Annotated in this window: 10 protein-coding genes and 1 other RNA gene; 6 read left to right on the forward strand and 5 right to left on the reverse strand. The window is 34.2% G+C overall.

Annotated elements, in window-relative coordinates; all coding sequences use genetic code 11:
- Positions 1 to 98: 98 nt before the first annotated feature.
- The 3 genes from tilS (at position 99) to IPM51_06190 (ending at position 2,317) form a co-directional block, all read left to right on the forward strand.
- Positions 99 to 1,412, forward strand: coding sequence for a tRNA lysidine(34) synthetase TilS (gene tilS, locus IPM51_06180; GenBank protein MBK9283894.1), 1,314 nt, complete (start codon positions 99 to 101; stop codon positions 1,410 to 1,412).
- The gene (locus tag IPM51_06185) at positions 1,405 to 1,947 is read left to right on the forward strand and encodes a hypothetical protein (GenBank protein MBK9283895.1); all 543 of its coding nucleotides are present in this window, start codon (positions 1,405 to 1,407) and stop codon (positions 1,945 to 1,947) included. Before tilS ends, IPM51_06185 begins: the two co-directional genes overlap by 8 nt.
- Before the next feature lie 76 nt (positions 1,948 to 2,023).
- A complete protein-coding gene (locus IPM51_06190) occupies positions 2,024 to 2,317 on the forward strand; it encodes a hypothetical protein (protein ID MBK9283896.1) in 294 nt (97 codons plus the stop codon).
- Here IPM51_06190 and IPM51_06195 read toward each other — a convergent pair.
- On the reverse strand, positions 2,307 to 3,161 hold the full coding sequence (locus IPM51_06195) for a phosphatidate cytidylyltransferase (GenBank protein ID MBK9283897.1): 855 nt from the start codon (positions 3,159 to 3,161) through the stop codon (positions 2,307 to 2,309). The genes IPM51_06190 and IPM51_06195 overlap by 11 nt on opposite strands.
- A gap of 108 nt (positions 3,162 to 3,269) precedes the next feature.
- On the opposite strand from IPM51_06195, the gene rnpB reads away from it, so the two are divergent.
- The 3 genes from rnpB (at position 3,270) to IPM51_06210 (ending at position 8,439) form a co-directional block, all read left to right on the forward strand.
- Positions 3,270 to 3,653: RNase P RNA component class A (gene rnpB, locus IPM51_06200), an RNA gene on the forward strand.
- Between the two features lie 7 nt (positions 3,654 to 3,660).
- On the forward strand, positions 3,661 to 7,425 hold the full coding sequence (locus IPM51_06205) for a PKD domain-containing protein (GenBank protein MBK9283898.1): 3,765 nt from the start codon (positions 3,661 to 3,663) through the stop codon (positions 7,423 to 7,425).
- Between the two features lie 3 nt (positions 7,426 to 7,428).
- Positions 7,429 to 8,439 carry a PorP/SprF family type IX secretion system membrane protein gene (locus IPM51_06210; protein ID MBK9283899.1) on the forward strand — a complete coding sequence of 337 codons (1,011 nt, stop codon included), beginning with the start codon at positions 7,429 to 7,431 and terminating at the stop codon, positions 8,437 to 8,439.
- 1 nt (position 8,440) lies between these two features.
- Here IPM51_06210 and IPM51_06215 read toward each other — a convergent pair whose 3' ends face one another.
- The 4 genes from IPM51_06215 to IPM51_06230 form a co-directional block, all read right to left on the reverse strand.
- Complete coding sequence (locus IPM51_06215; protein ID MBK9283900.1) at positions 8,441 to 10,054, reverse strand: S8 family peptidase; 1,614 nt, start codon at positions 10,052 to 10,054, stop codon at positions 8,441 to 8,443.
- Positions 10,055 to 10,190: 136 nt separating this feature from the next.
- Positions 10,191 to 11,564 (reverse strand): pyridoxal-phosphate dependent enzyme, encoded by a 1,374-nt coding sequence (locus tag IPM51_06220; protein MBK9283901.1) that lies wholly within the window; start codon positions 11,562 to 11,564, stop codon positions 10,191 to 10,193.
- Positions 11,565 to 11,570: 6 nt separating this feature from the next.
- Positions 11,571 to 12,602, reverse strand: a complete 1,032-nt coding sequence (locus tag IPM51_06225) for a type I asparaginase (protein MBK9283902.1) — start codon at positions 12,600 to 12,602, stop codon at positions 11,571 to 11,573.
- A gap of 56 nt (positions 12,603 to 12,658) precedes the next feature.
- A complete protein-coding gene (locus IPM51_06230) occupies positions 12,659 to 13,051 on the reverse strand; it encodes a DUF3127 domain-containing protein (protein ID MBK9283903.1) in 393 nt (130 codons plus the stop codon).
- Positions 13,052 to 13,071: the final 20 nt, after the last annotated feature.

A 13,071-nucleotide genomic window follows, 5' to 3' on the forward strand; every position in this document is an offset into this window, starting at 1 on the left:
TATTACTTTTCAAACTTAAATAAAAAAAACAAGTATTCATACCTGAAAAACAGGGGTATGATGAACATCATTCGTTCTGATTTTAGTAAATTAGCTTCGTGGAGCAAGCCGTATTTCAATACATTAAAGCACAAAAACTATTTAAAGAGAAAGATGAAATACTTTTGGCCTTAAGTGGTGGGGTTGATTCAGTGGTTTTGGTAAAGATATTATCACAAAAGTATAAAGTTACGGTAGCACATTGCAATTTTATGCTCAGAGGTAAAGAAAGTGATGCCGATGAAACATTTTGCAAAGGAATGGCTTCAAAATTAGGGGTGCAATTTCTCTCTAAAAAATTGAATGCCGCTGCATACGCCACAAAAAATGGTCTAAGTATCCAAATGGCGGCCCGTGAATTACGTTATAATTGGTTCAAAGAGATTTTGCAGAAAAAAAAACTTGACTATTTAGTTACAGCCCATCATCATGATGATAATATTGAAACTTTTTTTCTGAATTTGTTTAAAGGAAGCGGAACAAAAGGCTTAAAAGGTATGCAATCTTTAGAGAGCACAAGTATTAAACCTCTTTTACCATTTACCAAAGATCAAATAATAAATTATGCCAAAATAAATAAGCTAAAATTCAGAGAAGACTCTAGTAACACTAAAACTCTTTACGAACGAAATTTTATTCGATTGGAGTTGGTACCACTTATTCAGAAAAAGTTCCCAATGTTTGAAGAGGTTATGAAAAAGAATTTCAGAAATTTAAGGGAAGAGCATACAATCATTAATTCAGTATTAGACAAGGCGACTGAAAAACATGTTTTTATTAAAAAAGATGTTGTTTATGTAGCATTAAGTTTTTTTAAAAAGTGCAAGTATAAAAATAGTTTTTTAAATTACCTTTTAACGCCTTATCAATTTAATTCAACTCAAATAGATCAAATTATTGCTTGTTTAACTTCCAAATCCAGTGTTGGTAAGAAGTTTTTAAGCAAAGAATTTGTACTCACTGTAGAAAGAGAGTTTCTTACCATTGTTAATCACAAAATAAAAAAAGAGAATTTGATGCTAAAAGATTTAAAAGAAATTCAGCATGTAAAATTTTTAGAATTCAGTTTTGTGAAAAAATTTGAGAAGGTTTTGAAAAATGAACTGATAATTCACAAAAATGATTTGGTATTTCCTTTAACCATTCGTACCCGCAAAACGGGCGATAAGTTTAAACCTTTTGGCATGAAGGGTTTTAAATTGCTGAGTGATTTTTTTAAAGACGAAAAAGTGAGCAATGCTCAAAGAGATAAAGTAAAGTTATTGGTAAATAATAACGGCGATATTATTTGGGTGATGGGATTAAGAAGTGACGAGCGTTACCGGGTAAATAGCAAAGAAAAAGATCTTATTAAATTAAAATACCTTGAATAAGGAAGAAATACTTTTGGAAGAAAAGCAATTTATGGGCCATAACAGATTAAGTATGGTGATTAGGTATTTATTGGCTATCTTTTGCTTTATTGGATATTACTGGAGCCAGAATCCCAAGCCGGTGCAGGTTTCTATATTTCATATTGGCTCTTATCCTATTGAAAATGTGACCAATTCGGGTTTGATCTTTTTTGTATTAGGTATTGTAATTCTCCTTTTTTCAGCTGCACTCACCTACGTATTACATATACAAACACGCTTGTATTCTAATATGTTAATATTGGATGGATTTTGGACAGCCAGGAAGGTAAAAATAGATTTACATACCATTACAGCCATCCGGCAGGTACGCTTTAAACGCAATATTTTCAGAAGGGCAGTTTATAATTTACATAATAGAGGGATAATAAGTTTTTATACGAGTGGGGAAGACTCCATTGAACTAACGGATAAAAGCGGTTTAATTTACAGGATAGGAACGCACAAAGCTGCTGAATTTCACCGGGTTTTAAAACCCTTGATAAATAATAAGTAAATAATGAAACCTTTTTACTTAACAAATCGTTAATAGGTTGTAAACTGAAAAATAAGTATATTTATATTTATATCTTATGATAACAACTGCCACAGATTTCGAATTGATTGAAAAGGAAAAAATTGTTGATTTAAAATTCCCCGACGAAGATATTTTATCGGATTCAGCTTCTATCCAGGAGCGAAAATTGGATTTGGAAACTGCATTGAAATTAGGGAATAATGATCACCATAAAATAAAAATTTATTTTGAGGATTCATTTTCAAAAAAAATGGTAGAAACAACCGTTTGGGGTGTAACTGATAAACGAGTAATTCTAAAACAGGGCGTTGTTATACCCATACATCGTATTTATCGCCTTAAACTTTAAGCAAAAGTAAAAGCAGATAAACCATCGGCGAAACCAAAAGCAAACTATCAAATCTATCCAGTATGCCTCCATGGCCGGGCATTAACTTTCCGCTATCCTTTACATCTGCTTCCCTTTTTAATTTACTTTCTATTAAATCTCCTAACGTAGCAAATATCGGAACTAAAACGCCCATAATCATCCATAAATAATTAGGAAGTGGGATGAGCAGGGTATTTAATAAAAAACTAAGCGCAAAAGACAGTATTATACCTGTAAATGTACCTTCCCAAGTTTTACCGGGAGAAATTCTTTCTATCAATTTTCGTTTGCCAAACAAACTTCCGCCTAAATATGCAAAGGTATCATTACACCAAATCAAAAGTATTATCCCTAATACCATTTTTGGATCATAAGTATAACCTGTTTCTACATTAAAAACCAATTGATTTAATAGCGATAACGGCAAAACAACATAAATTACCCCTCCAATTGTAAATAAAGCATCGTGAATGGCATTTTCTTTTCTGGATAAAATTGAACCGGTAAAAATTAAAATAAAACCTAAAGCCAAACTAATTTTAGTGCCCAAAATTACCATTTTCATGTTAAGACCTAAATCATCGAAATCAAACAGGCAATTACTTAAATACAACAAAACAGCAAAGACGTAACCTGGTACTATTAATGGCTTTGCGTTTAGTTTACCCGAAATTTTGTAAAATTCATACAAACCTATCATAGCTACCACAAAGAAAAAGAGGCTAAAACTGTAATAATTCCAAAGCATAAAGCTTAACAAAACCATAACAAACACTATTCCTGTGATTGATCGGGTGAGTAATGTTTTAATGTTTAGCGCCATTCTGATTGGTCAAAAGTAGAATAAAATTGCAAATAAATTGCGCAAATAAAAACTTACTTTCTAAAATATAATTTAGATAAAAAGTTATTGAAAAATTGGTTATTTTTAACTGCAAGTTTTTTCATCGCTGTAAGGTAAAACTTACAGAGGAAAGTCCGGGCAACACAGAGCAACTCGCCGCTTGATAAAAGCGGGTATTCGGTACCATATATCGAATAACAGATAGTGCCACAGAAACCAGGTAGCCAAGAGGTAACACTCTGGGTGATAGTGAAAATGTGAGGTAAGAGCTCACAGGTAACAATGGTAACATTGCTACATGGTAAACCTCGGGTGTTGAAAGGCCAAATAGGCTGTAACCATAAGGCGGCTCGTCTTTTCTTCGCAAGAAGAGTTACAGTGGGTAGGTCGCTAAGATAAATGATGAATATATTTTATTTTGGGCAACCAAATAAAATGAAACAGAACCCGGCTTACAAACTTGCATGGAATAATTTTTATGTTTAAACGTTTTTTAGTTTTAGTTTTTCATTTTGTTCTTTTTACATTAAAAGCACAGTGTCCTTTGGTATTGGATGGAAATGCTATTCCATCATCAAACCCTTATTGGTTAAGTTGCTCCGGAAGCAGTGTATATGTATTGAACTTTCAATCTCCAACAAGTTGGGGAACCTATACCTTGAGTTGGGGCGATGGATCGCCCGATTTTACTTCTGTTTTTTACACGGCTAACTCAATAATTAATCATACTTACACCTCTGTTAATCCAGATACTTTTGTGGTTACTTTAAATGTTCCTTCATTGTCATGTACTTTAACGGGCGTTGTGGTTATGGAAGAAGCTGTTATTCCTAATGTTTCAATTCCCATTGGTGGAACAACAGCCGCTTGCGCTCCAGCAGTTTTACAATTCAGTAATTCGAGTACAAAAACAAGCGAAACTACCAAATACATATGGAATTACGGAGATGGAAGTCCGTTAGTTCAGTTATCTTATACCAATGCCGGAGCAATTGTGAATCACACTTATCTTGCGGGAACTGTGAATTGTCAAACAGCAGTGGTATTAAATGCTTGGAATTATTGTAGCTTAAACAATACGGCTACTGCTACATATTCTCCGATTAATATATACGGAAAAGACAATGCTACATTTCTGCCCGATAAATTTGTTACTTGTTGGCCCAATAGTGTTTTCACTTTTTCGAATACTACGGCCCAAAGTTGTTTGGCCCAGGGAAATAATTTTCAAAGACAGCAATATTGGAACTTAGGAAATTATTGGGGAATGCCGGGTGATTCGATTCATAATTGGACGCCATGGCCTCCGGCTCAAACAGTAAGTGTTTCTTATAATGCTATAGGTACTTATTCTGTTATGTTGCGTGATAGTAATTTATGCGGAGTTGATACAGCAATTTTAAATGTTACTATTTTAAACCCTCCAACTGCTAGTGTGGTTGCACCTCCGGCTCCAATATGTCAAAACACATCAATTACATTTACAAACGCGAGCTCACCGGGATACACTTATTTTTGGAATTTTGGAGAAGGCGGTGGATTTGTAAACTTGGGAGCAGGAAATAAAACTTATACGTATACAAATCCGGGAACATACACAGTACAATTAGCAGCCAAGTTTGTACCCGGTGGTGCGCCTTGTACAACTACTGCAACAATAGTAATTGATATATTGCCACAACCCGTTGCTAATTTTTCTTTTAATCCGGCAACCGGCTGTACATCCTTATCGGCTGTAAGTTTTACGGATAGCTCAACAAATGCAGTAAGTTGGAATTGGGATTTCGGAAATTTAGTCACAAGTACTTTACAAGCTCCACCGCCGCAATCTTATTCAAACGCAGGGGTGTATACAGTTTCATTAGCGGTTACCGGAAGTAATACCTGCGTACATAGTTTTACAAACGCACTAACGGTTTACAATACCCCAACGGCTAATTTCAATCCAACAGTGGTTTGTCAAAATTCGTCGTTAACTTTTACCAACACATCTGTTATTAGCGGAACTAATCCAATTACCAGCTATACTTGGAATTTGGGTGACGGATCTCCATCTCAATTTGTTCAGCATGCAAGTAATACCTATACAACTCCAGGATTTTATAATGTTTCGCTAACAGTCGCTTCTGCTTTTTGTAGTGCTACCATCACAAAAACATTAACTGTAAATGTAAAACCGGTGGCAGATTTCACAATGAGTCCATTAACAGGATGCTCCCCTTTAGCGGTTAATTTTACCAATACAAGTACTAATGCTTCTTTGTTTTTGTGGAATTTCGGCACAACACCTACCAACACTTCTAATTTAGTAAACCCTTCATTTACGTTTACTAATAATTTACTAGTGAATGCTGATTTTACAATTACAGTTATTGCTACCAGCTCTGCAGGTTGCGTGGATAGCATAAAAAAATCAATCAATGTTTTTCCAACTCCTCAAACAAGTTTTAATCCCATAAATTTATCCGGTTGCTCTCCATTGAATATTACTTTCACAAACAATACTATCGGCGCCAATTCTTACACTTGGTCATTTGGAGATGGAAACACATCTAACTTGATAAATCCTTCTCATACTTTTACAAATGGAGGGGCTGTTCCGGTAGTATATTCTACTTCTTTAACTTCAAGTAATAGTTTGAGTTGTTTAAGTAGTGTAGTGAGTAATTTTACAGTTAATCCTATTCCAAATTTTGCTTTAAACTTAACTCCATCTGTGGGATGTACGCCTTTGTCTATTAGTTTCCCAACATGGAGTGTAGTAAGTTCGTATACCTGGGATTATGGTGACGGATCTCCTTTAGATAATACAATTAATCCAAATCACACTTTTACTAACGGAACCCAGTCTAATATAAATTATACGGTTTCTGTTATTGGTGCAAATTCTTTTGGTTGCGTTAATACGTCATCTGCAAACCTCAATGTTTTATTTAAACCAACCGCTAGTTTCACAATGGATTTGAATAGTGGCTGTTCTCCTTTATTAGTCAACTTTACCAATACTTCAATCGGCCAAAACAATAATCTATGGGACTTTTCCAATGGAACTACTTCAACATTAATTTCTACGCCTGCTACATTTTCTAATTCAAAAGGAAGTTCGGCTTCTACATTTACCGTTAAACTTGTGGTGAACAATATTAATAATTGTAAAGACTCCTTAAATTCAATTATCAATTTATTCGATAATCCTAAAGCGCAATTTCAAATAGACACACCGGCCTGTTCTCCAAAACTAATTACGTTCACTAATACGTCAATTGGTGCAAACTTAAATAATTGGAATTTCGGTTCCGGAACTTCAACATTAACTAATCCTACGTACAATTTTGTAAATTCAGGAACATTGAATATTACACAAACTGTTACTTTGGCAGTTGAAAATTCTTCAAATTGCAAAGACACTTCTGTCGTCAATTTTGTTTTACACCCCAAACCAAATTATAGTATCATTTCTTCACCGGATAGTGGTTGTACTAATTTAAAAGTAAATTTTTCTGCATTAAATGTAAATTCTTATAGCTGGAGTTTTGGTGATGGAAGTAGTTCAACGACTAGTGTAAGTTCCAAAACTTATGTAAACACAACATCATCCGTGCGCGAATTTACAGCTCAGTTGATTGGAACAGATATTTATAATTGTGCCGATACAGTTAAAAAAGTAATAAAAGTTTTTCCGAAACCAACTGCACTATTTAATGTAGATTTATTTGAAGTCACTGTTAAAAATCAACCTGTACCACTTACTAATTTATCAAGCGGAGCTACAAGTTATAGCTGGTTGTTTGGTGACGGTGGAAGTTCTACTGATTTTTCACCAGTTTATAGTTATCAAGAACCGGGAGAGTATAATATTAAATTAATTGCAATTAGCGAAAAAAACTGTAAAGACACGTTTTTATTGGCTGAAAAAGTTAAAGCTATTGTGGAGGCAGGTGTGTTAATTCCGAATGCATTCACGCCCAATACTTCGTCATCTCCAGGTGGAATTTATGACCCGAAAGATAAAAGCAATGATGTATTTCATCCTGTATTGCGAAATGTAGAAGAATTTAACATGAAAGTATTTTCTAGATGGGGCGAACTTTTATTTGAAACAGAAAACGTGAATGAAGGTTGGGACGGATATTTTAGGGGTAAATTATGTTTGCAAGATGTTTATGTGTGGAAGATTCACGCTAAATTTAAAGATGGTCAAACATTTGATAAAACCGGAGACTTAACACTTTTAATAAAATAAGGTTTGAAAAAAATAATTTTAATATACCTGCTTTTTTTATTATGCATTCGTGTGAGTGCTCAGGATGCTCAATTCACCCAATTTTCTAATAACCCAATTTATCTTAACAGTTCATTTACCGGATTAACGGATATGCATCGCTTTTCAGCAGCATATAGAAATCAATGGCCGGGGATTAAAAAAACATTTAGTACATATTATGTGGCTTACGATAGAAATATTAAACAATATAATTCAGGAGTAGGCGGTTATATTATGCAAGACAGAATAGGTTCTGGTGGTTTGGTTAATACTATGGGAATAATTAATTATGCTTATAAAATAAAAACCGGTTTTTCATCTCAAATTCGTCCATCAATTTCTGTTGGTTTTGGTCAAAAGAAAATAGATCACAGCAAGTTGATTTTTAATGATCAGTTAATTACCGGTAATGCCTTGTCGGAAGATGTTACAACGAGTAACACTAAGAGTTATGTAGATTTTGGGGCAGGAGCATTATTTACTTCAAAAAGGTTTTTTGGTGGAATATTTTTGAAGCATATCAATCAACCTAACGTGAATGTACTTGGAGGAAATGAAAATCTGCCTGTTTATTTTACCTCTCATGCAGGATATCAGATTGTTTTAAAAGCTAACGACACTAATGATGCTAAACCTACTGAAGCATTAAATTTTATTCTTAATTATCGCCATGAAAAAACAAACGATCAAATTGATATTGGTGTTATTTATCAAATCAAGGCCTTGATGGCCGGGGCTTATTACCGGGGAATTCCCCCAAAGTATCTGAAGTATAATCATAGCGGTAGTGATGCTGTAGCTTTGATGGTTGGCATCGATGTTCCCGGTAAAAATCTCCAGATAAATTACAGTTATGATTTTACAATTTCAAAATTAAATAATACGTCTACTACCGGAGCCCATGAAATAATTTTCACGTATCAGATTCCTGATCCTAAAGGCAAAGAAATTGTTTACAAGAAAAAGAAAGCAAAAGTTAAACAGAAATTTTAAATTAGGTTTTTGTTTTGGCTACTTTCTCAGCCATTTTTACGGCTTCATATAAGTTAATAATCCCACCATTTTTCCCTAAACTTTCAAATTTAACCATTTCGTCTTTTGTACCCGGCTTAATAACTTTTTTGCCTTTGTACGTTTTTAAACTAGACTTAATTAGGATTTTTTTAATTTGCTTAGGGGTAAGAGTAGGGTAGTAGGATTTTAATACAGCGGCAACTCCACAAGCAACAGGCGTGGCCATACTTGTACCGCTGGCATCTGCATAACCATTTTTTGGAGTGGTTGAATGAATTTCAACTCCAGGTGAAAATAAATCAACCGTTTTTTTACCATAATTACTAAATGTGGCAGGAATTTTTTCATCCGGCTTCCAGCTCAAAGCTCCAATATCCATAAAGTTGCTTGCTTCTTTTCCGTTAGCATATTTTTTAGTTGGATAATGAATTTCTTCATCAATATTGGCGTGGTCATTTCCGGCAGCATGCATTAACAACACGCCTTTTTCTTCGGCATATTTAACTGCATCATCCACAATTTTTTTATCCCAACTGAATTTTTTTCCAAAACTCATATTTAAAATTTGCGCTCCATTATCAACAGCATAGCGTATAGCGTTGGCAACATCTTTATCATGCTCATCTCCATTAGGCACGCAACGAACAGCCATAATTTTTACGTTTGCTGCAACTCCATCCATACCTATTGAGTTGTTACGTTTAGCCGCAATAATTCCGGCAACATGCGTTCCGTGAAAACTGTTCGGGCCATTACAATCCGGATTGCCATAAAATCTATCATTCGGATCATCGTAATTATCACCTATAATGTTACGTGGATTGTAATCTAAATTCACACCACATTTAACGTAAGGTTCAGTTGATTCAACTCCTTTTTTCATTTGAGCAACTACTTCATCCAAATTATGGACTTTTTCACTTTTCATCATTAAAACGGCTAACATTTTAGCTTGTTTATCTTCTTTAGCCTCCGGTTCAAATTTTTCCAATTCAACTAAATGAACAGTATCGATGTTTGATTGCGATTTGATTTTATTATTTAAATCATTTAAGTGTGTATATAAAAAATTAGTTTGATTATACGCTGTTTCAAATTTTTCTTTAGTTGCAGTCCAATTTGCTTTTGCTTTTTCATATAATGCAAACTCTTCTTTTTCTTCTTTGGTTTTACAATCTGCTATAGTTTTTCCATCGTACTTTGGTTTTAGTTTTCTTAATAGCCGTGTTGCTTCTAAATTTTCGCATTCTACGTTAGTGCCATCTTTACCACCTAAAAAATTCCATCCATGAATATCATCTATATATCCGTTTTTATCATCATCAATACCATTTCCGGGTATTTCGCCCGGATTTGTCCACATAACGTCCTTTAAATCTTCGTGATTAAAATCTACTCCGCTGTCTAAAACACCAACAATAACAGTTGTTGCTGTTTTGTCCTTAAGGAGTTCCTTGTAAGTTCGTTCAGTACTTACACCATTTACTTTATCTGTAGTTGGATCTAAATTGAACCAATTATCTGGTCTTTTTTCTGTTTGCGCAAAAAGTGAAACAGAAATAAGGACATAAGCTATTGAAAGAAAATTTTTCATATACAAATTTTAGTTTAATAAAGTAAAGCAATAATTTTTAACCCGCGTAAGATTTTCACATGCCTTAACGTTCTAGCATATTAAAATCCCCTTATATGGGGGAAGTAAAACTATATAAAGCAGGCATTAAAGACGGTTAGTTAGACATCTTTGCTACTGCCTGAATAATATCATGCTTGGTAATGATATGCATATTACCTCCCAAATCCTTTAACAGTACAGCATTATTGTCTTTATTTATGAGTTTACTAATATCTTCAATAGATGCCGACTCACCAACTACCGGAAATGGCTTTTGCATGATGTTCTTAATGGTTTCTCCTTTAATATCTGTATTATCAATTAGTTTATTAAAAATATAACTATCATTTATAGAACCAATAAATTCATTGTTTTCAGTAATCGGAATTTGAGAAATATTGTATTTCCCTAAAATAGTTAAAGCTTCATTTACAGTGGCTTTGGAATCTAAAGTTAAAAGTTTTTGATTTTTGTGATTAGCAACCAAATCAATTGCTTTGGGTTTTGTTACTTCTAAAAAGTTTCTATCACGCATCCAATCATCATTAAACATTTTACCCATATATCTTGTGCCATGATCGTGGAAAATGATAACTACCACATCGCCTTTTTTGAATCGATCTTTCATTTGCAATAATCCCGCAAGTGCAGAACCTGCACTGTTTCCAACAAAAATCCCTTCTTCTTTAGGAATTCTTCGAGTCATAATGGCCGCATCTTTATCAGTTACTTTTTCAAAGTAATCGATTATTTTAAAATCAACATTGGCCGGAAGAAAATCTTCGCCAATTCCTTCCGTGATATAAGGGTAAATTTCATTTTTATCAAATATTCCGGTCTCCTTATATTTTTTGAAAACGGAGCCGTATGTATCAATACCTAATACCTGTATGTTTGGATTTTTTTCTTTTAAAAATCTTCCGGTGCCACAAATAGTTCCACCAGTGCCTACACCAACCACCAAGTGCGTGATTTTGCCGTCCGTTTGATCCCATATTTCAGGTCCGGTTTGTTCGTAATGTGCAATACTGTTACTTAAGTTATCATACTGATTCGGTTTCCATGCATTGGGGATTTCGTTCACCAAACGAGATGAAACTGAATAATATGAACGTGGATCTTCAGGTTCAACATCAGTTGGGCAAACGATTACTTCTGCACCAAATGCCCGTAATGCATCTACTTTTTCTTTACTCTGTTTATCTGTGGTGGTGAAAATACATTTATAGCCTTTAATAACTGCGCCAATGGCTAAGCCCATTCCGGTATTTCCGCTCGTCCCTTCAATAATTGTACCACCCGGCTTTAGTCTGCCGTCTTTTTCCGCATCTTCTATCATTTTGATGGCCATTCGGTCTTTGATGGAATTGCCCGGGTTAAATGTTTCTACTTTGGCATAAACATCACAAGGTAAATCTTTCGTGATTTTATTTAATTTAACTAAGGGCGTATTGCCAATGGTTTCTAAAATATTTTTACAGACTTTCATTTTTTATTAATTTGTTAGTTCGCCGATAATATTAGTGTTTATTAATTTTTTATTTTTTGATAATGAATTTTTTGTTCCGAACAAAAACATAAGTTTAGTAACTGCGCTTTCGAAAGTTAAATCTTTCCCGCTAATTACTCCAATTTTTTTTAAGTGGCTGCTTGTTTCATATTTGCCTTGAATAACTTTTCCTTCACGGCATTGCGTTATATTTAAAATTAAAATTCCGCGATCAATGGCTTTTTTTAATTCATTAGTAAACCAAGATTCGGTAGTGCAATTGCCTGAGCCAAAAGTTTCCAAAATCACCGCTTTATTGCTTTTTGTTTGTAAAACAGATTGAACTGTGAATTGATTAATTCCGGGAAACAATTTTAATACGGCAATGTTATTGCTAATTGTGGAGTGAACTTTTAGTTTTTGCTGCCCCACTTTTTTTAGTGCGGCGTAATTGTATTTAATTTGAACTCCGGCTTCAGCAAGTACCGGATAATTAGGAGATTTGAATGCATCAAAATGTGAGCTGTTAAATTTAAAGGTTCTATTCCCTCGGTATAATTTATATTCAAAATAGATGCAAACTTCTGATACCACCGGTTTGTTTTTTTCTTTTGCAGCAGCAATTTCAATGGCGGTAATTAAATTTTCTTTACCATCGGTTCTAATAATGCCTATGGGTAATTGCGAGCCTGTTAATATTACGGGTTTGTTCAGATTTTCGAGCATAAAACTTAATGCACTCGCCGTAAAACTCATGGTATCTGAGCCGTGAAGAATCACAAATCCGTCATACTTTTGGTAATTTTTCTCTATAGTTTTTGCCAAATCAACCCAAATTTCCGGTTGCATATTTGATGAATCAATCGGTTTTCCTGTAGTTATTACATCTAAGCGTACAGCAAATTTATTCAACTCCGGAATTTGCTTGGTTAATGCATTAAAATTGAATGGTTTTAATTCCCCACTTTTAGGGTCTTGCATCATGCCAATGGTGCCACCGGTATAAATTAGCAATACAGAACTTTGAGCAGACTTCATGGTACTATCTTGATTATATAAAAGAGCGGATATTTCCGCTCTTTATTCAACTATTATTAGAAAGGTAAATCGTCATTATCGTCTACATTTCCGGTAAATACCGGCGTACTGCCAGAGTTATCTTTTGTGGCATTATTTTGAGTTTGTGTGTTCGGTTGGGTTTGAGAAGAGTTTGCAAACTTTTCAATTCTCCAGGCTTCCAATGTATTAAAATATTTAATTCCTTGTGGACCATTCCACTCACGTCCACGTAAATTAAATTGTACTCTTAATTCTTCACCAATATTGAATTGATCAAGCATTGTACATTTATCTTGCGTTACCTGAAAACTAACGTGTTGCGGATATGGTGTATTCGCCTCAGTAGTTAAAATGAATTCTCTCTTTTGGAAACGATCATTAATTTTTGTCGTTTCAAACTTTGCTTTAAGTGTTCCTGTTACTTCCATGTTATATATATTTATTTTAT

The organism is Sphingobacteriaceae bacterium (genome assembly GCA_016715905.1).
In the GTDB taxonomy this organism is placed as follows: Bacteria; Bacteroidota; Bacteroidia; order B-17B0; family Aurantibacillaceae; genus Aurantibacillus.